Below are 20,398 nucleotides of genomic sequence, written 5' to 3'. Positions count from 1 at the left end.
ACCGTCGCGGTGTGTTCCGCTTCGGTGAGGCGCTGTTTACGGATCACCGCCAAACTCCGCAACCCCCTTTTTCCAAAAAATCGCAACTTCCCAACAGAAACCCACAAAATCCCTTGTTTCGTTGAACATTCGGCGTGAGGCGTCTTGCTGCGTCGCGGCGCCTTCGACGCTCCGAGGGCGAATCTTCTCGCGAAATGGCCGAATCGAGGCGGGAATCTCCGCCGCCTCCCCCTACGTCAATGCAGGCGAAGGCGATTCACACCCGGCAAACGGAGGACAAAAAGCACCACGAGTGCCCCCGCCCAGGTCCAGCCCTCGGCCGAGATCACCTTCATCTGCCAGAGGTAGTGAATCACCCCGAGCGCCACGGCCGGATAGACGAGCCAGTGCAGCCGCCGCCAATTGCGCCCGAGCCTGCGCACCGAGGCGTTGTTCGAGGTGAGCGCCAGGGGCAGCATCAGCACCAGCGCGGAGATGCCGAGGAAGAGATAGGGGCGCTTCACCAGATCGCGCGCCGCCTGCCCCCAGAGGAACCCCATGTCGAAGCTGATCCAGGCCAGGAGATGCAGCACGACATAGAAGAAGGCGAGCAGCCCCACCGCCCGGCGATAGCGGATCAGGTTCAGCCCGAGGAGCCGCAGCGCCGGGGTGATCGCGAGCCCACCCAGCAGGAACCAGAGCGCCACCTTGCCGAGGCGATGCTCGATCCCCTTCACCGGATCGGCGCCGATGCCCCCCGACAGGGTGAGCCAGACGATCCAGGCAAGCGGGATCAGCCCGAGGAGATAGACGGCCCCGGGCGGAAGGCGGCGCAGCGCACCGTTGAGCCGGGCCATCATCAGTAGTTCTTCCGCAGGTCCATGCCGGAATAGAGCGAGGCCACCTGATCGGCATAGCCGTTGAACATCAGCGTCGGTTCGCGCCCCGCGAACAGCCCGGCCCCGATCTTGCGCTCGGTCGCCTGGCTCCAGCGGGGGTGATCCACCTCCGGGTTCACATTGGCGTAGAAGCCGTATTCCTTCGGCTGCAGCTTGTTCCAGGTGGTGGGCGGCATCCGGTCGGTCAGCGTGATCTTCACGATCGACTTGATCGACTTGAAACCATATTTCCACGGCACCACGAGGCGCAGCGGCGCGCCGCTCTGCTTCGGCAGCTCTTCGCCATAAAGACCCGAGGCCAGAATCGTCAGCGGATGCATCGCCTCGTCAAGCCGCAGCCCCTCGACATAGGGCCAGTCGATGCCCCCCGCGCGCTGGCCCGGCATCTCCTCGGGGCGCAGGAGCGTTTGCAGCGCGACATATTTCGCCCCGGGCTGCACGCCGACGCGGGTCAGTAGCGCGGCGAGGGGGAAGCCGATCCAGGGGATCACCATCGACCAGGCCTCGACGCAGCGGAAGCGATAGATCCGCTCCTCGAGCGGTGCGGTCTTGAGCACATCGGCGAGGTCATAGGTGCCGGGTTTCTCGACGAGGCCGCCGATCTCGACCGACCACGGATCGGTCGTCAGCGCGCCGGCGTATTGTGCCGGGTCCGACTTGTCCCAGCCGAATTCGTAGAAATTGTTGTAGCTGGTGATCTCTTCGCGCGTGTTCGGCTTGGCATCGGTGGAATAGGGCGAGGGGCTTGCGGCCAGTTTCGCCGCGGCAGGCCCGGCGAAGGCAAAGGCTGCCGCCCCCGCGATCAGCTCGCGCCGGCCCAGGAAGGCGGCTTTCGGGGTCACATCGGACCAGGTGAGCGGTGTCTCGGCGCGCGTCGGCATGGCGTCCTCCTTGGGGCATGATACCAACAATACGTCCGGAGCCCGCAATTCGTTACAGCGCTGACGCTTTTGTGACCCCTTCCCCAACAGATCGCAATTTTGCAATATGACGAAGCTGCGGGAGGCAGCACGGGAGGGAACCATGTATCGCACGATCATCGCCGCGCTTTTGGCGCAGGGGCTGGGCCTTGGCGCCGCCACCGCGCAGGAGGCGCATGTCTGGACCACCGAGGACGAATTCGGCAACGTCACCTTCGCGCTGGAAAACGCGATCATGGATGCCGGGCTCGTCGTCGATCACGTCAGCCACACCGGCGACATGCTCGAACGCACGCGCGGGGCGACGGGCTCGGAGCGGGTGCTCTACACCCATGCCGATATCTATTCCTTCTGCTCGGCCACGGTCTCGCGCGCGGTGATGGAGGCCGACATCACCAATGTGCAATATTGCCCCTACACGATCTTTGCCTATGAGGTGCCGGAAAGCCCCGGCCTGATCACCGTAGGCTTTCGCGACTATCCCGCGGGGGCGATGGACCAGGTCGAGGCGATGCTGAGCGGCATCGTCGCCGAGGCGCTCGGCCTCGAGGAGTGAGGCGGCTCACAGGTAACCGCGGTTCACCTCGCGGTTGCGATGCGCCTGCAACTGGCCGAGGCGGACGTGCCGCAGCGCCTCGACCAGCATCGCGGTGAGCAGGCCGATATTCAAAAGCCCGTTCGCCGCGGCCATGCCGCCGAGGATACGCCATTCATGCGTGAGCAGGATGTCGCCATATCCAAGCGTGGTATAGGAGACGAGCGCGAAATAGACCGCCGCCTCCCAGGTGATGAAGATGCCGAGAAAGCGGAAACAGGCGGCCCAGAGCCAGACCCCCGCGGTGACCATCGCCAGCGCCCAGAGCGCGGTGATCAGCACGACGAGCATCAGCTTTGGCCGGTGCGGATCGCGCAGGAGCCAGAAATGCGACTTCGCGAAGGCCCATTCCATCAGCCAGGCGCTCAAGCCCGCGACCACCACCGTCAACAGCATCATCGCCGAACCGATGAGAATCTGAACCCACATCGCCGTCTTCCTCCCCTTTGTCCGTGCGCTATATCGCCGGCGCGGCGCCGGTCAAGTGCGCGCCTGTCGCACTGGACATGTGGCCCCCGCTCGCCTATCTCACGACGATCATGGCGAAGAAATCCGACCCCAATTCCAAGCTGATCGCCGAGAACCGGCAGGCGCGCTACCATTACGCAATCGAGGACGACCTCGAGGCGGGCATCGTGCTGACCGGCTCCGAGGTGAAGAGCCTGCGCACCGGTCAGTCGAACATCGCCGAGAGCTATGCCAGCGTGGAGAACGGGGAGCTCTGGCTGATCAACTCCTATATCGCCGCCTATAAGGAAGCCGGCGTCTTCGGCCACGAGGAGCGGCGCCACCGCAAGCTGCTCGTCTCGAAGAAGGAGCTAAGCCGGCTCTGGACCGCGGTCGGGCGCGAGGGGATGACGCTCGTGCCGCTGACGATGTATTTCAACGACCGCGGGCGCGTGAAGCTCAAGATCGGCATCGCCAAGGGCAAGAAGCTCGCCGACAAGCGCGAGACCGAGGCGAAGCGCGACTGGAACCGCCAGAAGCAGCGCCTGCTCAAGCAGAACGGCTGAGACCACCCCTTTCGCACCGCTTCCGACCCCTTCGCGCTTGCGCAAAAGGGGGGGTTGAGTCTAAGGACAAGCGATTTGCACGGAGGGCGCTCGATGGCACTGGACGATCCGAAAACGCTTGTTTCCACCGACTGGCTCGAGGCGCATCTGCGCGACCCCGACCTGCGCATTCTCGACGGCAGCTGGTTCCTGCCGACGATGGAGGGCGATGCGAAGGCGAGCTATGACGCGGCGCATATCCCGGGGGCGCGTTTCTTCGACATCGACGAGATCTCCGACAGCCGCTCGAGCCTGCCGCATATGGCGCCGCCGGTCGAGAAATTCGTCTCGCGGATGCGGGCGATGGGCGTGGGCGACGGGCATCAGGTCGTCGTCTATGACCAGATGGGGATCTTCTCGGCGCCGCGCGTGTGGTGGACCTTCCGGCTGATGGGCAAGACCGATATCGCCGTGCTCGACGGGGGCCTGCCGAAGTGGATCGCCGAGGGCCGCGAGACCGAGGATCTGCCGCCGATGATGCGCGACCGTCACATGACGGTGCAGCGCCAGGCGAACCTCGTGAAGGACGTGACCCAGGTCGCCCATGCCAGCAAGCTCGGCGATTACGAGATCATCGACGCGCGCGCGCATGGCCGCTTCATCGGCGTCGATCCCGAGCCGCGCCCCGGCCTGCGCCAGGGGCATATCCCCGGCTCGAAGAACGTCCCCTATACCGAGCTGCTGCACGCCGACGGCACGATGAAAACGCCCGAGGAGCTGCGCGCGACCTTCGCCGCGGCCGGGGTCGATCTCGCGAAGCCGGCGATCACCACCTGCGGCTCGGGCGTGAATGCGGCGATGCTCGCGCTCGCGCTCGAAGTGGCGGGCAACCACGACTGGGCGGTCTATGACGGCGCCTGGGCGGAATGGGGCATGTACAACGACCTCAAGGTCGCAACCGGAGAAGCATGATGTTCAACGCACTCAAGCCGCAGGCCGCCGACAAGATCCTCGCGCTGATGGGCCTGTTCCGCGCCGATCCGCGCGCCGACAAGGTCGATCTCGGCGTCGGCGTCTACAAGGATGCCGAGGGCCGCACCCCGGTGATGCGCGCGATCAAGGCCGCGGAAAAGCAGCTCTGGGAAGCCGAGACGACGAAGACCTACACCGCGCTTGCCGGTGAGCCCGCGTTCCACGCCGCGATGGCGGAGCTCGTGCTGGGCAAGGGCTATCCGGCCGAGCGCCTCTCGGCGCTGCAGACGGTGGGCGGCACCGGCGCCTGCCGCATGGGGTTCGAGCTTGCGCGTCTCGCGAACCCCGGCTGCACCGTCTGGTTCTCCGATCCGACCTGGCCGAACCACCTCTCGATCCTCGATTTCATGAAGCTGCCGCGCAAGGGCTATCGCTATTTCGACAGCGCCGCGCGCGTGGTCGATTTCGAGGCGATGATGGAGGATCTGCAGGGCGTGACCGCGGGCGACGTCGTGCTGCTGCACGGCTGCTGCCACAACCCGACCGGCGCGAACCTCACGCTCGAGCAATGGGCGGCGGTCGCCGACCTGCTCGAGGCGAAGGGCGCGCTGCCGATGATCGACCTCGCCTATCAGGGGTTCGGCGATGGGCTCGACGCCGATGCCGCCGGCACAAGGCTGGTCGCGTCGCGCCTGCCCGAGGTGATGATCGCCGCGTCCTGCTCGAAGAACTTCGGCATCTACCGCGAGCGCACCGGCTGCCTGATGGTGCTTTCCGACGCCGCGGCGAAGGAGACCACGCAGGGCACGCTCGCCTACCTCAACCGGCAGACCTATTCCTTTGCGCCCGACCACGGCGCCCGGCTGGTGACGATGGTGCTCACCGATCCGGCGCTGCGCGCGGAATGGGAGGCCGAGCTCGAAGAGGTGCGCACCGGCATGCTCGGCCTGCGCCAGCAGCTCGCCGACGAGCTGCGCCAGCTCTCGAACTCCGACCGCTTCGACTTCCTCGCCCAGCACCGCGGCATGTTCTCGCGCCTCGGCGCCACGCCCGAGCAGGTCGAGACGATGCGCAGCGAGAACGCGATCTACATGGTCGGCGATTCGCGGCTGAACATCGCCGGGCTGAACGCGAAGACGGTGCCGATCCTCGCCCGCGCGATCATCGCTGCCGGCGTCTGAGCCCGCGAAATCCGCACTTGAACGGGGCGATCCGAAAGGGTCGCCCCGTTTCTTTTACCTTCCGGGCAAATCCCGCTTGATTTTATAAGCACGCTTATAATATACCAGCTTACCTCAACGAGACGAGTTCGATGACGCAATGTGAAGTTCCCCGCGAGAGCCTCGGCTTTCTGATGCAGGACGCGACCCGGCTGATCCGGCGCCGCTTCGAGACGCGCGCCGCCGAGATGGGGCTGACCTCCTCGCAATGGCGGCTGCTCGTGCATCTGATGCGCAACGGGCCGATGCCGCAGGCGCGGCTCGCCGATCTGCTCGAGATCGAGCCGATTTCCGTCTCGCGCCTCGTCGACCGGATGCAGGAGGCGGGCTGGGTCTGCCGTGAGCCTGACCCGAACGACCGCCGCATCCGCATCGTCACCGCCACCGACAAGACCCGCGCCGCCGTCGCCGACGCCAAGCAGATCGCCGATTCGATCTATGGCATCGCGCTCGCCGGCCTGCCACCGGGCGCGCATGAACATCTGCTCGCCACGCTGCGCCATATCATCGCCAACCTCTCCTCCACTCCCGAGATCGCAAATGACCGCTGAAACGCCCCGCAAGAAACCGAAGAAACTGCTGATGGCCGCGCTGCCGATCGTTCTGGTCGCGGCGGGCGTCTGGCTCTGGCTCGACACCGGACGCTACGAGGAAACCGACAACGCCACGGTGGAGCAGGCGCGGATCACCGTCGCCTCCGACATCTCGGGCCGCGTCACCGAGGTCTTCGCCAAGGACAATGCCGTGGTGAAGGCGGGCGATCCGCTGTTCCGCGTCGATCCGCAGCCCTACGAACTTGCCCTCTCGCAGGCCGATGTGGCGCTGGCGCAGGCCCGGCTTGGCGTCGAGCAGCTGCGCGCGGCCTATCGCGTCGCGCTCGCGCAGGAGAAGGTGGCGCAGGACAGCGCCGATTACCTCGCCGCCGAGCTGAAGCGGCAGCAGGCGATCACCGGGCGCGGCGCCGGCACGCAGTCGGATCTCGACGCCGCGGCGCATAACGCGAGCTCGGCGCAGGAAACCCTCGCCGCCGCGAAACAGGGTGTCGAGGCGGCGGTGGCCGCGCTTGGCGGCAATCCCGACATCGCGACGAAGGATCACCCCGCGGTGCAGGCGGCGCAGGTCGCGCGCGACAAGGCGGCCTACAATCTCACGCTCACCACGGTGAACGCGCCCGCCGACGGCATCGTCTACAAGGCCTCCTCCTTCAAGCCGGGGCAATTCGTCACCGCGGGCGCCTCGCTCTTCTCGCTGGTGGAAACCGGCGACACCTGGATCGAGGCGAATTTCAAGGAAACCCAGATCGGCAATATGGAACCCGGCCAGCAGGCGACGGTCAGCTTCGACACTTTCCCCGGCAAGGATTACGTCGCGATCGTCGAGGCGGTGGGCGCCGGCACCGGGGCCGAGTTCTCGATCCTGCCGGCGCAGAACGCCACCGGCAACTGGGTCAAGGTGACCCAGCGCGTGCCGGTGAAGCTGCGCCTCGAACCGGGCACCGATCTGAGCGGCCTGCGCGCGGGCCTCTCCGCCGCGGTCACCGTCGACACCAAGGCCGAGACCCGGCTCGACGCGCTGATCTCGCAGGTCGAGGGTTCGACCCAGGCGCATGCGGGGCAATAAGCCATGGCCCCCGCGCCCACCCCGCCCGAGGAGATCAAGCACCACGGGTTGATCACGCTGTCGCTGATGCTGGCGACGATCATGCAGGTGCTCGACACCACGATCGCCAACGTCGCCCTGCCCTCGATGCGCGCCGATCTCGGCGCCTCGTCGGACACGATCAACTGGGTGCTGACTTCCTATATCGTCGCCTCGGCGATCGTCACGCCGCTCTCCGGCTGGATGTCGGAGCGCTATGGCCGCAAGGAGATCTTCGTCGCCTCGGTCGCGGGCTTCATCGTGACCTCGATGCTCTGCGGCATCGCCTGGTCGCTCGACACGATGGTGTTCTTTCGCATGGCGCAGGGCGTCTTCGGCGCCGCGATCGTGCCGCTGAGCCAGACCTTCCTGCTCGACATCAACCCGCGCGAGAAGCACGGCTCGGCGATGGCGATGTGGGGCGCGGGGATCATGGTCGGCCCGATCATCGGCCCCACGCTCGGCGGCTTCCTGACCGAGAACTTCAACTGGCGCTGGGTGTTCTACATCAACGTGCCGCTCGGCCTCGTCGCGCTGGCCGGCTGCGCCGCCTATCTGCCGAACATGGCGCGCCGCATCCGCCGCTTCGACTTCTTCGGTTTCGCCGCGCTCGGCATCGGGGTCGGCGCGCTGCAGCTGATGCTCGACCGCGGCGGCGAGGTGGACTGGTTCAACGCCGCCGAGATCTGGATCGAGCTGTCGATCGCGCTTTGCGGCTTCTGGGTCTTCGTGATCTGGATCATGGGGGTGGAGCATCCGTTCCTCGATCCGCGGATGTTCCTCGACCGCAATTTCTCGACCGGGCTCGTGTTCATCTTCGTCGTCGGCATCGTGCTGCTCGCCTCGCTCGCGCTGCTGCCGCCGATGCTCTCGGGGATCTTCGGCTACCCGGTGATGACGACCGGCATGGTGATGGCGCCGCGCGGCGTCGGCACGATGGTGACGATGATGCTTGCGGGCAAGCTCGTGCGGGTGATCGACCCGCGCAAGCTGGTGGTGACCGGGCTGCTGCTCACCTCGCTCTCGCTCTACATCATGACCGGGTTCGGGCCGCAGATGGATGCGACGCTGGTGATCGTCTCGGGCCTCGTGCAGGGGTTCGGCCTCGGCCTCGTCTTCGTGCCGCTCTCGACCGTGGCCTTCGCCACGATCGCCCCGCAGTTCCGCGGCGACGCCACCGCGCTCTTCTCGCTCGTGCGCAACATCGGCTCCTCGATCGGGATCTCGATCGTGACGCTCCTGCTCACCCGCAACACGCAGATCAACCATGCCGAGCTCGCGCAGAACATCTCGCAGCTCGATCCGAACTTCTCGGGGCTGATCAACGGCTCGCTCGCCGGCGCCTACAAGCTGATCTCGCTGCAATATGGCGAGGGGGCGTTCTGGACGGTGGTGAACAACCTCGTCAATCAGCAGGCCGCGATGATCGCCTATGTCGACGACTTCAAGGCGCTGATGTGGATCACCCTCGCGGCGGTGCCGCTGGTGTTCCTCTTGCGCCGCGCCGACAGCGTCGAGGCCGCGGGCGCCGCCCATCTCGACTGAACCGGACGGGAGCAAAGCAAAAGGCCCGGGGGAAACCCCGGGCCTTTCCATTTCGGTGAACCGAACTCTTACGAGTGGTAGGCGCTTTCGCCGTGGGTCGTGAGGTCGAGGCCCTGACGTTCGTCGTCGACCGAGACGCGCAGACCGGTGATGCCCTTGGTGATGTAGAGCAGGACCAGCGAACCGATGCCCGACCACAGCAGGGTGATGATCACGGCCTTGATCTGGATGAGCACCTGAGCGCCGATCGCGAAGTCGTCGCCGCCCGTGCCGCCGAGGCCCGGAGCCATCAGCACGCCGGTCATGATCGCGCCGATGATGCCGCCCACGCCGTGCACGCCGAAGACGTCGAGGCTGTCGTCATAGCCGAACTTCGACTTCACCGTGGTGACGAAGAAGTAGCAGACCGGGGAGACCATCAGGCCGAGCACGACCGCGCCGACCGGGCCGGTGGTGCCACAGGCCGGGGTGATCGCGACGAGGCCGGCGACCATGCCCGAGGCGGCGCCGAGGCCCGAGGCCTTGCCGCGGGTCAGCGCTTCGACGAGCGCCCAGCTCACGACGGCGGCGGCGGTGGCGACGAAGGTGTTCAGCAGCGCAAGCGTCGCACCCGAGGTCGCCTCGAGGTTCGAACCGGCGTTGAAGCCGAACCAGCCGAACCACAGCATCGCGGCACCGACCATGGTCAGCGTCATCGAGTGCGGGGCCATCATGTCCTTGCCGAGACCGATGCGCGGGCCGACGACGAGCGCGGCGACGAGCGCGGTGATACCGGCGTTGATGTGGACCACGGTGCCGCCGGCGAAGTCAACGGCGCCCATGTTGAAGATCAGGCCCGAGCCGTCCCAGACCATGTGGGCGATCGGGAAGTAGATGAAGGTGACCCAGAGGACCGAGAACAGGATCACGGCCGAGAACTTGATGCGCTCGGCGAAGGCGCCGATGAACAGCGCCGGGGTGATCGCGGCGAAGGTCATCTGGAAGGCGATGAAGACATATTCCGGCAGCACCACACCATCGGTGAAGGTGGCGGCGGTCGAATCCATCGTCACGCCCTTGAGGAAGATCTTGCCGAGGCCGCCCCAGAACGGCGAGGTGCCGCCACCGAAGGCCATCGAATAGCCGTAGAGCACCCAGATGATCATCACGACAGCGGCGATCATCGTGGTCTGCATCAGCACCGAGAGCATGTTCTTGGTGCGCACGAGGCCACCGTAGAACAGCGCGAGGCCGGGGATGGTCATGAACAGGACGAGCGCCGAAGCGGTCATCATCCAGGCCACGTCACCCTTGTCGATGATCGGCGCAGCGGCTTCCGCGGGTGCGGCGTCCTGCGCGAGGACCGGCAGGGCAACGGCGGCGAGCGCCGCGGCGAGACCTGCGATTTTCGAGAGGTTTTTCATATGTTTCACTTCCCCTGAGCTTTGCTTACAGCGCGTCGTCGCCTGCTTCGCCGGTGCGCACGCGCACGGCCTGGTTGACGTCGAGCACGAAGATCTTGCCGTCGCCGATCTTGTCGGTCTTGGCCGACTTCAGGATCGTCTCGACGACTTCATCGGCGAGGTTGTCGGCCACGACGATCTCCAGCTTCACCTTCGGCACGAAGTTCACCGCGTATTCCGCACCGCGATAGATTTCGGTGTGGCCCGACTGCGCGCCAAAGCCCTTGATCTCCGTCACCATCATCCCGCGCACGCCGATGGCGGTGAGCGCTTCGCGCACCTCCTCGAGCTTGAACGGCTTGATTGCTGCAATGATGAGCTTCACTGGACATCCCTTCCTGTTGTCAGCAACTCGACTGGCGCCGCTCACGGCACCTCACGCCGACATGAACACTCCGCCCCCCGCGCCACACAAGCAAAGCCCCGGCGCGCCGCTGCGGCGCAGCGCCTTTTTCTCGGGCAATGTTGCATAAAATATGCACATTGATGAAATTACGGGCAGATGAAAAACCGAATCGTGATCTCTTCCCGCTCCACATCGTGTGGGGCGCGTTGTAGTCTTCGGAAAACACAGGCACCGGAAGAAACAATGGCAGGAACAGGCGGGCGGCGCGGGCCGCTGGTGGCGGACAAGCGCTATGCGAAGGCGGCAAAGGCGGCGCCGCAGCCGAAATCATCCCCCTCCCGCAAGCCGACGAAACCGAAGGCACCCCGCGGGCCGCGCAATCGCGGGCCGATCCGCAACGCGCTCTTCGGCTTCGTGCATCTCGTCTGGCGGGTGATCTGGGGGCTGACCTGGCGCGGGGCGGCGATCGTCTTCGCGATCCTCGGCCTCGCCACCTTCTACTTCTATTCGCAGCTGCCCGATTACACGGCGCTCCTCGACGGGCGCAACCGCGGCTCGGTCACCATGCTCGACGAGGCCGGCAAGGTCTTTGCCTGGCGCGGCGAGACCTTCGGCGGACAATCGACGGCGAAGACCGTCTCCCCCAATCTGAAGAACGCGATCGTCGCCACCGAGGACCGCCGCTTCTACCGCCATTTCGGTGTTTCCCCGCGCGGCATCGCCTCGGCGGTGGCGATCAACCTGCGCGAGGGCCGCGGCCCGCTCGAGGGTAACGGCGGCTCGACGATCACCCAGCAGGTCGCGAAGCTGCTCTGCCTCGGGGTGAAATACGATCCGCAGCGCTGGAAGACCGAGGCCGAGTATGAGAACGACTGCCGCTCCGGCGGGGTGCAGCGCAAGATCAAGGAGATCCCCTATGCGCTGGCGATGGAGTTCAAGTATTCGAAGGACGAGATCCTGACGATCTACCTCAACCGCGCCTATCTCGGCGCGGGGGCGCGCGGCTTCGAGGCGGCCGCGCAGCGCTATTTCGGAATTTCGGCCGCGAACGTGAACCCGAGCCAGGCGGCGATGCTGGCCGGTCTGCTCAAGGCGCCCTCCTATTACGCGCCGACGACCAATCTGAAACGCTCGCAGGAGCGGGCGGGCATGGTGCTGGCGCTGATGCACGAACAGCACTTCCTCACCGATGCGCAATGGGAGGAGGCGAAGGCCCATCCCGCGACGCTCTCGGAGGCGGCGCAGGCCCGCGCCGGCGGCTATTTCGCCGATTGGGTGATGGATTCGATCCCCGACTTCCTGTCGAAGGACACGACGGAGGACGTGATCATCCGCACCACGCTCGACCAGCGGATCCAGAGCGCCGCGGAAGAGGCGCTGAAGACGGTCTTCGACACCAAGGTGAAGGACGGCTCCACCGCCGAGGCGGCGATCGTGGTGATGTCCTCCGACGGTGCGGTGCGCGCGATGGTCGGGGGGCGCACGACGAAGGTTTCCGGCGCGTTCAACCGCGCGACCCAGGCGAAGCGGCAGACCGGATCCACCTTCAAGCCCTTCGTCTATGCCGCCGCGCTCGACATGGGCTGGACGCCGGACACCCCGATCATGGATGCGCCGCTCACGATCAACGTGCCGGGCTCCGGCCCCTGGTCGCCGAAGAACTACACCAACGAATATCTGGGCGAGATCCCGCTCTGGCGCGCGCTTGCCAATTCGATCAACACCGCGACGGTGCGGGTCGGCCAGGCGGTGGGCTTCGACGCGGTGCGCAAGGTGGCGAGCGATTTCGGCTTCGCCTCCGAACTCGCCGCGGGGCCGGCGGTGGTGCTTGGCGTGTCCGAATCGACGCTGCTCGAGATGACCGGCGCCTATGCCGGCATTCTCAACGGCGGCTCCTCGGTGAAACCCTACGGGCTCACCGATCTGCGGCTGAAGGGCGACAGCGATCCGCTCTTCGGTGCGGGGGGCGGCATGGGCGAGCGGGTGATCTCGGAGAAGGCCGCGCGCGAGCTTGTCTGGATGATGCATCAGGGCGTCGAACAGGGCACCAGCCGGCGCGCGAAGCTCGACGGCCATGACGCCGCGGGCAAGACCGGCACGACGCAATCGGCGCGCGACGCCTGGTTCATCGGCTTCACCGCCGATTTCGTCACCGGCGTCTGGATGGGCTATGACGACAACCGCCCACTTACCGGCGTGACCGGTGGTGGGTTGCCCGCCGAGATCTGGCACGAGGTGATGACCCGCGTCGAAGACGGCCAGCCCGCCGATCCGCTGCCGATGGCCGATCCCTCGGAATGGCGCGGTCAGGGCATGGCGAACACCGCCTATCCGGGCGAGAGCTGGAACTCGAACGATCCGATCCCCGAGGGCGGCGTGCCCGTCGTCAACGGCGAGCTCGTGCGCCCCGGCACCGAGGCAGAGCGGACCGAGAAGCGCCGCGAGACCTTTGGCGACAAGATCGACTCGCTGTTGCGACAGCTCTACTGACCCCAAAAACGAAAGCGCGGCCCCGAGGGACCGCGCTTTTTCTTTCGGGAGAGGCCGGTTCAGCCGGCGGTCTTCAGATCGGTGATCAGCGCGTCGATATTGCCGCGCCGGGCGTCGAGCATCGAGCCGATCTCGGTGCGCTCGGCGGCGAGCATGTTCACGCCCTCGATGATGATGTTGAAGAAGAGATCCTTCCCCGACTTGTCCGAGACATGCCAGAGCACCTCGAACGGCGCCTGCCCCTGCAGGATCGCCGTGGTCTTCACCTCGTAGAAGCCCTTCACCGCGCGCGCGCCCTGCACTTCGAAGCGGCCGCCGATGAATTCGCGGAAGCGCTTGCCGTATTTGCGCGAGATATAGCCGCGGAAGGCGGTGGTGAAGGCGGCCATCTGCGCCGGCGTCGCCGTGCGCGCCGCCGAGCCCAGCGCCGAGCGCGCGATCGTCGGCACGTCGGCGTAGCGCGTGAAGATCGTCTCGAAGAGCGCGTAAAGCGGTTCGCCGGTCTTGCCCGAATCGATCGCGCCGTTGACCTCGTCGATCGCGCGGCCGATCAGCGCCTTCGCCTGCGCATCGGTCAGCGCGAAGGCGGCACGCGGCAGCGCCAGCGTGGCAAGCCCGCCAAGCGCGGCGCCCAAGAGCGCGCGGCGGTCACTGAGCATAGGGGTCGGCATAGGGATCCCAGGCATCGGCATCGTTATTCTCCTGTCCGGACAGCTGGTAACGGCGGTTCTGCAGATAAAGCAGACGGCTTTGCGCGTAGCTGTCCGCGCTATCGTAAAGGATGGATTCGACGGTCTCGCCGAACCGCTTGCGGTCGGCGACCTTGCCGGCGACGCGCGCGGCGCTCGCCGCGGTGGCATCGGAGCCGGAAAGCAGCTGTCCGACCGGGTTCATCGCGATGTCGACCACGGTGCCCACCGCGTCCCGCTCGGTCGAGGGGCCATAGACCGGCAGCTCGACATAGGCGCCCTCGCCCACGCCCCAGACCGCGAGCGTCTCGCCGAAATCGGTATCCGTCTCGGGCAGCGAGAAAGACGAGCCCGCGGGATCGAAGATCCCCGCAAGGCCGATCGTCGAGTTGATCGCGAAACGGAAGGTGTTCTTGATCGCCGGTTCCGGCCGCCCCTGCAGGAGCGAGTTCACCACCTTCGCCGGCAGGCCGATGTTCGAGCCCACGTTCGAGACCGACCGCACGAAGAGGTTGTTGACCGAACGCGGATGGCCCGGACGCGCCTTGAACAGGAGCGTATCCATCCCCTTGTTGAAGGCATGAACCTTGCGGTTCGTCGCCTCATAGGGATCGTTGATCCCGGTCGGTCCGCCCTGCCCACCGCCCCCGGCACAGCCGGCAAGCAATGCGGTGGCCAGAAGGGCGCTCCCCAGCCGCCCAAGCCCCTTGTGCATCTCGATCTCCCGTTCCGGTCCCGGGGCTGCCCCAAGACTGGTGACAATTGCGCGAATTTGGGTCAAACCCCTTCTCGCAAGCAATAAGGACGCTGCTGTGCAGAGACAAGGCATAGCAGCAGGATTTCGAAGAGCGATCGGTTAACGTTTTTGCGTTCGACTGCGAAACGGGCAGAGATTCGCCGAACGCCGTCGAACCCCGCCCAGCCAGAAGCCGGTGCAAGCACCGGAGGACGAACAAGAGGGACTGGATGAAGAGGGACGAATTCGCCAAGGGGCGCAACGAGTTGCGCAGCGCGCGGGCGGAAAGCCGTGCGCTGATCTGGTCGGTGGCGGTGTTTTCAGCCTTCGTGAACCTGCTCGCCCTGACCGGGCCGATGTTCATGCTGCAGGTCTATGACCGTGTTCTCGGCGCGCATTCGGTGGAGACGCTCACCGCGCTCTTCGTGCTCGTCGTATTTCTCTTCGCCGCGATGGGCCTGCTCGACTATGCCCGCGCGCGGGTGATGGCGCGGGTCGGCGCGCGCTTTCAGGCGCGGCTCGAGGCGCGGGTGTTCGAGGCGGCGCTGCGGCGCAACGCGCTTGCCCCCGGCGATCCGGTCGCCACCGCGGCGTTGCGCGACCTCGACGCGGTGAACAAGCTGCTCGCCGCGCCGGTCTTCCTCGCGCTTTTCGACGTGCCCTGGTCGCCGATCTTCTTCGCCGCGATCTTCTTCTTCCATCCCTATCTCGGCTTTCTCGCGCTTGCCGGTGGCGCGCTTCTGATCGGGGTCACGCTGCTCAACCAGGCGACGACGGCGCATCCGCTGCTCGCCGCGAGCGCAGCGCAGATCCAGTCGGAGCGGATGTCGGACCAGCTTCGCGACGAGGCCGAGCTGATCCAGGCGCTTGGCATGCGCGGCGCCTCCTTCCTGCGCTGGCAGGCGGCGCGCAACCGGGCGATCTCGGCAGGGCTCACCGCGACCGATGTCGGCGGCGGCTACGCCACCTTCACCAAGACCTTCCGCATCTTCCTGCAGTCGGCGATGCTCGCGCTCGGCGCCTGGGTCGTGCTGCAGGGCGAGATGACGGCGGGCGCGATGATCGCCGGTTCGATCCTGATGGGCCGCGCCCTCGCGCCGGTGGAACAGGCCGTCTCAGGCTGGGCGATCGTCGCCCGGGCGCGCGAGGGCTGGGGCCGGCTTGCGATGCTGCTCAGCACCGTCCCGGCCGAACCGCCGCGCACCGCCCTGCCGCGACCGCGTGCGGTACTCGACGCGCAGAACCTCACCGTGGTGCCGCCCGGCCAGCAGCTCGCCTCGCTGCGGATGGTGTCCTTCCGGGTCGATCCCGGGCAGGCGATCGGCATCATCGGCCCCTCGGGCGCCGGCAAGTCGACGCTCGCGCGCGCGATCTGCGGCGTCTGGCGGCCCTCGGGCGGGGCGATCCGGCTCGATGGCGCCACGCTCGAGCAATATGATCCCGACGTGCTCGGCGGGCTGATCGGCTATCTGCCGCAGCGGGTGACGCTGTTCGACGGCACCATCGCCGAGAATATCGCGCGCCTCTCACCACAGCCCGATCCCGAGCTGGTGGTGGATGCCGCGAAACGGGCGGCGGCGCATCAGCTGATCCTCGATCTGCCACAGGGCTACGACACCCGCGTGAGCCAGGCCGGCGGGCGGCTCTCCGGCGGGCAGATCCAGCGCATCGGCCTCGCCCGGGCGCTTTACAACAACCCGGTTCTGCTCGTGCTCGACGAACCGAACGCCAATCTCGACAACGAGGGCAGCCTCGCGCTCAATGCCGCGGTGCGCGGGATGAAGGCGGCGGGCTGCTCGGTGCTGATCATGGCGCACCGGCCGGCGGCGATCGCCGAATGCGACACGCTGCTCGTGCTCGAGAACGGCATGCGCCGCGCCTTCGGCCCGCGGGAGGAGGTGCTGCGCGCGATGGTGCAGAACGCAACGGAGCTGGTCCGCAACGCCGGGCCGGGAGGTGTGGCATGAGCGGCGGGCAAATCCTCGGCAAGATCGACCCGGTGCGCACGGCGGTCCCGGCACCACAGGGCATGGGAGCGCCTCTCCCCCCGCCGCAGGGTGCGACGGTCGACGGGCTCTCCGCCCGCGCCGCGCTGATTCTCGGCTTCGTCACCCTCGCCATCCTCGTCGGCGGCTTCGGCCTCTGGGCGGGGATGAGCTCGATCGCCGGCGCGGTGGTCGCCTCCGGCCAGATCGAGGTCGACCAGCGCCGCCAGGTGGTGCAGCACCCCGATGGCGGCGTCGTCGCCGAGATCCTCGTGCATGAGGGCGACCATGTCACCGCCGGCCAGGCCCTGATCCGGCTCGACGGCGATCTGACCCGCTCCGAACTCGCGATCGTCGAGGGGCAGTTCTGGGAGCTCAAGGCGCGGCGCGGGCGGCTCGAGGCCGAGCGCGCCGATCGCCCCGAGATCGCCTTCGACCCCGAACTGATCGCCGCCGCCGCCGCCGACCCCGATGTCGCCGAGCTGGTCGAGGGGCAGCGCTCGCTCTTCGCCGCGCGGCTCGAGACGCTGCACAAGTCGCTCGACCAGGTGGTGAAGCGGCGCGAGCAGACGAAGGCGCAGATCGACGGGATCGACGCGCAGCTCGCCGCGCTGTCGACGCAATCGGATCTGATCGCGCGGGAGCTGAAAGATCAGCGCGGGCTGCTGGAAAAGGGCCTCGCCCAGGCGAGCCGCGTGCTCGCGCTCGAACGCGAGGCGGCAAACCTCGCCGGGCAGAGCGGCAATCTGACCGCCGAGCGCGCGCAGGCCGAGGGGCGGATGACCGAGCTCGAACTCGAGGAGCTGCGTCTGAGTTCGCAGCGTCGCGAGGACGCCGAAAGCCAGCTGCGCGACATCGGCTATCGCGAGCTCGAACTCGCCGAACGGCGGCGCGCGCTGCGCGAGCAGATCGACCGGCTCGAATTGCGCGCCCCGGTTGCGGGTATCGTTTACGAGCTGGCGGTGACCACGCCGCGCTCGGTGATTCGCCCGGCGGAACCGGTGCTCTACATCATCCCGCAGGATCGCCCGCTGGTGATCGCGGCGCGGATCTCGCCGATCCACATCGACGAGGTCTCGATCGGGCAGCCAGTCTCGGTCCGCTTCCCCGCCTTCTCGAGCCGCACCACGCCGCAGCTTTCGGGCCAGGTGACGAAGATCTCCGCCGATGCGATCACGGACGAGACCGCGCGCGTCAGCTATTACCGTGCGGAGGTGCAACTCGACCCCGGCGAGACGGCCAAGCTCGGCGCGGTGACCTTGCTGCCCGGCATGCCCGCGGAGGTCTATATCCGCACCGGCGACCGCAGCCCGATCACCTATCTGGTGAAACCCTTCACCGATTACTTCAACCGCGCCTTCCGCGAGAACTAGAGTCGGTTCAGCAGTGCGGGCGTCGGCCAGGCGTCGGCGGGCAGGCCAAGGCGCGCCTGCTCCGCCTGCACCGCTTCGCGCGTTTTCTCGCCGAGGATGCCGTCGATCGGGCCGACGTCGCGCCCGCGCGCGGCAAGCTTCTTCTGCAGCGCCTTCATCTGTTCAACCGAAAGCCCGGGTTCGGGCGCACGCGGATCAAGCCGCGGCGCCCCCTCGAGCCGCGTCGCGAAATAGGCGGCGGTGGTGACGTAGACGAAGCTCTGGTTCCAGTCGAAGAGCACGCGGAAATTCGGATAGACCATGAAGGCCGGCCCCTTGCGCCCCATCGGCAGCAGAACCGAGCCCTGCCCCGCGGCAAGCGCCCCGGAGCGCGCCTTTACCCCCATCGCCGCCCATTGCGCGGTGGGCAGCGTGTGATTGAGCCCGGTCTGCGCCCAGTCGAGCCTGTCGGGAACGGTGATCTCCTGCATCCAGGGCTCACCCGCGCGCCAGCCCATGCCGGCGATCATCTTCGCCCCCGACATCAGCGCATCGGCGCTCGAGCCTTTCAGGTCGACATGGCCGTCGCCATCGCCATCGACGCCGTTGCGCAGGATGTCCTCGGGCAACATCTGCACCTGCCCGATCTCCCCCGCCCAGGCACCGAGATTGCGCGCCGGATCGAAATCGCCGCGCGCGAAAAGCTCGGCCGCCGCGATCACCTGCGGGCGGAAGAGGTCGGGCCGGCGGCAGTCATGCGCGAGCGTGACGAGCGCATCGCGCGTGTTGAAATTGCCCTGCACCTGCCCGAAATCGGTCTCGAGCGCCCAGAAGGCCAGAAGAATCCCGCGCGAAACGCCATATTGCCGCGCGATCCGGTCGAAGATCGCGTCGTGGCGCGCCGACATCTTCGCCCCGGTCGCGAGGCGATTCGCGCTGATCACCGAGGCCTGGAAATCGAGGAAGCTCTTGCGGAAGACACCCTGCGCGCGATCGGCCTTGAGCACCTTCGGATCCTGCCGCACGCCGCGGAAGAAGGCATCGGCCTGTTTCGCGGTGAGGCCCCGCGCCCGGACCTCCGCCTTCAGCCCGGTGACGAAACTGCCGAAATCACCGCCGCAATCGGCCGCGAGAAGAGGGGCCGGCAGGGTGAGGAAGAGGGAAACGAGGGCACCGAAACGCATGGGTCACTCCGAAATCGCGATGCCGCAAGGCTAGCCGCGGCGCCCGGACACGGCAACAGCGTTGCATTCGGGGCACGCCCGGCCGGTCGCGCGCCGGGACCGTCCATTGGTTAACTTGATTTTTACATTGCGAAGCACAGACTTGAGGGAGATCTGCCGCGATCGGAGGAAGCGATGGAATTTCTGCCCAGGGAGGTGCTCGCTGCACTTGGCGAGGCGACGCAGCGCGAGGCCAAGCGCCGCTCGCGGCTGCGCGTGCATGCCGGGGGCGAGATCTGGCCGGTGCTGCGCCGCTGGCGCGATGGCTTCGCGCTTGATGCCGCGAAGGTCGGGCATCTGCGCGGCTACGTCGATCTTTACGAGGGCGGGCGGCATATCGCGACCTGCCTGATCGTCGCCTCCGACGTCGAGAATGGCGAGCTGATCTGCACGGTGAAGCGCGAGACGAAGGTAAGCGATCGCGCCGCGCTCGATTTCGCGCGCGACGAAAACGCGCCGGTGGGTTACCTGCCCTCGGCCTGAAGCGTCGCGGGCAGGCTCAGCCCCTTGAGCACATCGGCGGAGGGCATCGGCCGCTTGCCCTCGCGCTGCGCCATCAGCACGCGCAACGCGCCCGCGCCGCAGGCGATGTCGAAGCCACCCAGCACCTGCCCCGGCGCCCCCTGCCCCGCGATCAGTTCGGCGCGCAAAAGTTTCACCCGCTCGCCCGCGATCTCCGTCCAGGCGCCCGGGAAGGGCGAAAGCCCGTTGATGTGATGCACGAGATCCGCGGCCGGGCGCGCCCAGTCGATCTTCGCTTCGGCCTTGTCGATCTTGGCCGCATAGGTCACGCCCACCTCGGGCTGAACCTCGGGCACCAGCCCCGGCAGCTGCTCGAGCGCCTCGGTGATCAGCCGCGCACCCAGGGCGCTGAGCCGGTCGTGCAACTCGCCCGTGGTCTCGGTCGCCCCGATCGGCAGCGCCGCGCGCAAAAGCACCGGCCCGGTGTCGAGCCCCGCCTCCATCTGCATGATGCAGACGCCGGTCTCGGCATCGCCCGCCATGATCGCGCGATGGATCGGCGCCGCCCCCCGCCAGCGCGGCAAAAGCGAGGCGTGGATGTTGAGACAGCCGTGGCGCGGCGCATCGAGCACCGCCTGCGGCAGGATCAGCCCATAGGCGACGACCACGGCGATATCGGCGTCAAGAGCGGCAAAAGCGACGCGCTCTTCCTCGGATTTGAAATTCAGCGGATGGCGCACGGGCAGGCCCAGCGCCTCGGCCTTCGCCTGCACCGGCGAGGGGCGCAGCGCCTTGCCACGCCCGGCCGGCCGCGGCGGCTGGCTGTAGACGGCGACGATCTCATGCCGCGCGGCAAGGGCCTCGAGCACCGGCACGGAAAACTCGGGCGTGCCCATGAAGATCACGCGCATCG

At 67.1% G+C, this 20,398-nt stretch carries 20 protein-coding genes; 11 read left to right on the top strand and 9 right to left on the bottom strand.

Annotated elements, in window-relative coordinates:
* Positions 1 to 236 precede the first annotated feature (236 nt).
* Positions 237 to 839 carry a protein-methionine-sulfoxide reductase heme-binding subunit MsrQ gene (gene msrQ, locus AB7U46_RS02775; protein ID WP_428335400.1) on the bottom strand — a complete coding sequence of 201 codons (603 nt, stop codon included), beginning with the start codon at positions 837 to 839 and terminating at the stop codon, positions 237 to 239.
* On the bottom strand, positions 839 to 1,759 hold the full coding sequence (msrP, locus tag AB7U46_RS02770) for a protein-methionine-sulfoxide reductase catalytic subunit MsrP (protein ID WP_428335399.1): 921 nt from the start codon (positions 1,757 to 1,759) through the stop codon (positions 839 to 841). The genes msrQ and msrP overlap by 1 nt, the downstream gene beginning before the upstream one ends.
* 142 nt (positions 1,760 to 1,901) lie before the next feature.
* Here msrP and AB7U46_RS02765 point away from each other — a divergent pair, with 142 nt between their 5' ends.
* The gene (locus tag AB7U46_RS02765) at positions 1,902 to 2,354 is read left to right on the top strand and encodes a DUF302 domain-containing protein (protein WP_428335398.1); all 453 of its coding nucleotides are present in this window, start codon (positions 1,902 to 1,904) and stop codon (positions 2,352 to 2,354) included.
* A 6-nt stretch (positions 2,355 to 2,360) separates the two neighbouring features.
* Here the strand turns inward: AB7U46_RS02765 and AB7U46_RS02760 are convergent, their stop codons facing one another.
* A complete protein-coding gene (locus tag AB7U46_RS02760) occupies positions 2,361 to 2,822 on the bottom strand; it encodes an ion channel (protein WP_428335397.1) in 462 nt (153 codons plus the stop codon).
* 110 nt (positions 2,823 to 2,932) lie between these two features.
* Here AB7U46_RS02760 and smpB point away from each other — a divergent pair, with 110 nt between their 5' ends.
* From smpB to AB7U46_RS02730, 6 genes are all read left to right on the top strand, one after another.
* A complete protein-coding gene (gene smpB / locus AB7U46_RS02755) occupies positions 2,933 to 3,406 on the top strand; it encodes an SsrA-binding protein SmpB (protein ID WP_428335406.1) in 474 nt (157 codons plus the stop codon).
* Positions 3,407 to 3,499: 93 nt separating this feature from the next.
* A complete protein-coding gene (sseA, locus tag AB7U46_RS02750; RefSeq protein WP_428335396.1) occupies positions 3,500 to 4,357 on the top strand; it encodes a 3-mercaptopyruvate sulfurtransferase in 858 nt (285 codons plus the stop codon).
* On the top strand, positions 4,357 to 5,538 hold the full coding sequence (locus tag AB7U46_RS02745; protein ID WP_428335395.1) for an aromatic amino acid transaminase: 1,182 nt from the start codon (positions 4,357 to 4,359) through the stop codon (positions 5,536 to 5,538). Before sseA ends, AB7U46_RS02745 begins: the two co-directional genes overlap by 1 nt.
* Positions 5,539 to 5,669: 131 nt before the next feature.
* On the top strand, positions 5,670 to 6,128 hold the full coding sequence (locus AB7U46_RS02740; protein WP_428335394.1) for a MarR family winged helix-turn-helix transcriptional regulator: 459 nt from the start codon (positions 5,670 to 5,672) through the stop codon (positions 6,126 to 6,128).
* The gene (locus AB7U46_RS02735; RefSeq protein WP_428335393.1) at positions 6,118 to 7,197 is read left to right on the top strand and encodes an HlyD family secretion protein; all 1,080 of its coding nucleotides are present in this window, start codon (positions 6,118 to 6,120) and stop codon (positions 7,195 to 7,197) included. Before AB7U46_RS02740 ends, AB7U46_RS02735 begins: the two co-directional genes overlap by 11 nt.
* Before the next feature lie 3 nt (positions 7,198 to 7,200).
* Positions 7,201 to 8,760: a DHA2 family efflux MFS transporter permease subunit gene (locus AB7U46_RS02730; RefSeq protein ID WP_428335392.1), complete on the top strand. Its 1,560-nt coding sequence runs from the start codon at positions 7,201 to 7,203 to the stop codon at positions 8,758 to 8,760.
* 68 nt (positions 8,761 to 8,828) lie between these two features.
* Here AB7U46_RS02730 and AB7U46_RS02725 read toward each other — a convergent pair whose 3' ends face one another.
* Both AB7U46_RS02725 and AB7U46_RS02720 read right to left on the bottom strand, forming a co-directional pair.
* Positions 8,829 to 10,163, bottom strand: a complete 1,335-nt coding sequence (locus AB7U46_RS02725; protein WP_428335405.1) for an ammonium transporter — start codon at positions 10,161 to 10,163, stop codon at positions 8,829 to 8,831.
* 25 nt (positions 10,164 to 10,188) lie between these two features.
* A complete protein-coding gene (locus tag AB7U46_RS02720; RefSeq protein ID WP_428335391.1) occupies positions 10,189 to 10,527 on the bottom strand; it encodes a P-II family nitrogen regulator in 339 nt (112 codons plus the stop codon).
* A 264-nt stretch (positions 10,528 to 10,791) separates the two neighbouring features.
* Between AB7U46_RS02720 and AB7U46_RS02715 the strand changes: the two genes are divergently transcribed.
* Positions 10,792 to 13,038: a transglycosylase domain-containing protein gene (locus AB7U46_RS02715; protein WP_428335390.1), complete on the top strand. Its 2,247-nt coding sequence runs from the start codon at positions 10,792 to 10,794 to the stop codon at positions 13,036 to 13,038.
* 59 nt (positions 13,039 to 13,097) lie between these two features.
* Here AB7U46_RS02715 and AB7U46_RS02710 read toward each other — a convergent pair whose 3' ends face one another.
* Both AB7U46_RS02710 and AB7U46_RS02705 read right to left on the bottom strand, forming a co-directional pair.
* Positions 13,098 to 13,709 carry an MlaC/ttg2D family ABC transporter substrate-binding protein gene (locus AB7U46_RS02710; protein ID WP_428335389.1) on the bottom strand — a complete coding sequence of 204 codons (612 nt, stop codon included), beginning with the start codon at positions 13,707 to 13,709 and terminating at the stop codon, positions 13,098 to 13,100.
* Positions 13,687 to 14,442 carry an MlaA family lipoprotein gene (locus AB7U46_RS02705; protein WP_428335388.1) on the bottom strand — a complete coding sequence of 252 codons (756 nt, stop codon included), beginning with the start codon at positions 14,440 to 14,442 and terminating at the stop codon, positions 13,687 to 13,689. The genes AB7U46_RS02710 and AB7U46_RS02705 overlap by 23 nt, the downstream gene beginning before the upstream one ends.
* Before the next feature lie 251 nt (positions 14,443 to 14,693).
* Here AB7U46_RS02705 and AB7U46_RS02700 point away from each other — a divergent pair, with 251 nt between their 5' ends.
* Positions 14,694 to 16,430, top strand: a complete 1,737-nt coding sequence (locus tag AB7U46_RS02700; protein WP_428335387.1) for a type I secretion system permease/ATPase — start codon at positions 14,694 to 14,696, stop codon at positions 16,428 to 16,430.
* 62 nt (positions 16,431 to 16,492) lie between these two features.
* Complete coding sequence (locus AB7U46_RS02695) at positions 16,493 to 17,821, top strand: HlyD family type I secretion periplasmic adaptor subunit (RefSeq protein WP_428335404.1); 1,329 nt, start codon at positions 16,493 to 16,495, stop codon at positions 17,819 to 17,821.
* Here AB7U46_RS02695 and AB7U46_RS02690 read toward each other — a convergent pair.
* Positions 17,818 to 18,984 (bottom strand): lytic murein transglycosylase, encoded by a 1,167-nt coding sequence (locus AB7U46_RS02690; RefSeq protein ID WP_428335386.1) that lies wholly within the window; start codon positions 18,982 to 18,984, stop codon positions 17,818 to 17,820. The genes AB7U46_RS02695 and AB7U46_RS02690 overlap by 4 nt on opposite strands.
* Positions 18,985 to 19,158: 174 nt before the next feature.
* On the opposite strand from AB7U46_RS02690, the gene AB7U46_RS02685 reads away from it, so the two are divergent.
* Entirely contained in the window at positions 19,159 to 19,506 is a 348-nt protein-coding gene (locus AB7U46_RS02685) for a hypothetical protein (protein WP_428335385.1), read from the top strand.
* On the opposite strand, the gene fmt is transcribed toward AB7U46_RS02685, so the two are convergent.
* Positions 19,488 to 20,396, bottom strand: a complete 909-nt coding sequence (fmt, locus tag AB7U46_RS02680) for a methionyl-tRNA formyltransferase (protein WP_428335384.1) — start codon at positions 20,394 to 20,396, stop codon at positions 19,488 to 19,490. The two genes, AB7U46_RS02685 and fmt, sit on opposite strands and share 19 nt — an antisense overlap.
* Positions 20,397 to 20,398: the final 2 nt, after the last annotated feature.

It is taken from the genome of Paenirhodobacter sp. (genome assembly GCF_050177655.1).
GTDB lineage: Bacteria > Pseudomonadota > Alphaproteobacteria > Rhodobacterales > Rhodobacteraceae > Rhodobacter.
This window is presented reverse-complemented; position numbering and strand designations above follow the sequence as displayed.

Bases quoted from the DNA above. Each gene is read 5' to 3' on its own strand.
- msrQ (WP_428335400.1), bottom strand. From the start codon at position 839: ATGATGGCCCGGCTCAACGGTGCGCTGCGCCGCCTTCCGCCCGGGGCC.
- msrP (WP_428335399.1), bottom strand. From the start codon at position 1,759: ATGCCGACGCGCGCCGAGACACCGCTCACCTGGTCCGATGTGACCCCG.
- AB7U46_RS02765 (WP_428335398.1), top strand. From the start codon at position 1,902: ATGTATCGCACGATCATCGCCGCGCTTTTGGCGCAGGGGCTGGGCCTT.
- AB7U46_RS02760 (WP_428335397.1), bottom strand. From the start codon at position 2,822: ATGTGGGTTCAGATTCTCATCGGTTCGGCGATGATGCTGTTGACGGTG.
- smpB (WP_428335406.1), top strand. From the start codon at position 2,933: ATGGCGAAGAAATCCGACCCCAATTCCAAGCTGATCGCCGAGAACCGG.
- sseA (WP_428335396.1), top strand. From the start codon at position 3,500: ATGGCACTGGACGATCCGAAAACGCTTGTTTCCACCGACTGGCTCGAG.
- AB7U46_RS02745 (WP_428335395.1), top strand. From the start codon at position 4,357: ATGTTCAACGCACTCAAGCCGCAGGCCGCCGACAAGATCCTCGCGCTG.
- AB7U46_RS02740 (WP_428335394.1), top strand. From the start codon at position 5,670: ATGACGCAATGTGAAGTTCCCCGCGAGAGCCTCGGCTTTCTGATGCAG.
- AB7U46_RS02735 (WP_428335393.1), top strand. From the start codon at position 6,118: ATGACCGCTGAAACGCCCCGCAAGAAACCGAAGAAACTGCTGATGGCC.
- AB7U46_RS02730 (WP_428335392.1), top strand. From the start codon at position 7,201: ATGGCCCCCGCGCCCACCCCGCCCGAGGAGATCAAGCACCACGGGTTG.
- AB7U46_RS02725 (WP_428335405.1), bottom strand. From the start codon at position 10,163: ATGAAAAACCTCTCGAAAATCGCAGGTCTCGCCGCGGCGCTCGCCGCC.
- AB7U46_RS02715 (WP_428335390.1), top strand. From the start codon at position 10,792: ATGGCAGGAACAGGCGGGCGGCGCGGGCCGCTGGTGGCGGACAAGCGC.
- AB7U46_RS02710 (WP_428335389.1), bottom strand. From the start codon at position 13,709: ATGCCGACCCCTATGCTCAGTGACCGCCGCGCGCTCTTGGGCGCCGCG.
- AB7U46_RS02705 (WP_428335388.1), bottom strand. From the start codon at position 14,442: ATGCACAAGGGGCTTGGGCGGCTGGGGAGCGCCCTTCTGGCCACCGCA.
- AB7U46_RS02700 (WP_428335387.1), top strand. From the start codon at position 14,694: ATGAAGAGGGACGAATTCGCCAAGGGGCGCAACGAGTTGCGCAGCGCG.
- AB7U46_RS02695 (WP_428335404.1), top strand. From the start codon at position 16,493: ATGGGAGCGCCTCTCCCCCCGCCGCAGGGTGCGACGGTCGACGGGCTC.
- AB7U46_RS02690 (WP_428335386.1), bottom strand. From the start codon at position 18,984: ATGCGTTTCGGTGCCCTCGTTTCCCTCTTCCTCACCCTGCCGGCCCCT.
- AB7U46_RS02685 (WP_428335385.1), top strand. From the start codon at position 19,159: ATGGAATTTCTGCCCAGGGAGGTGCTCGCTGCACTTGGCGAGGCGACG.
- fmt (WP_428335384.1), bottom strand. From the start codon at position 20,396: ATGCGCGTGATCTTCATGGGCACGCCCGAGTTTTCCGTGCCGGTGCTC.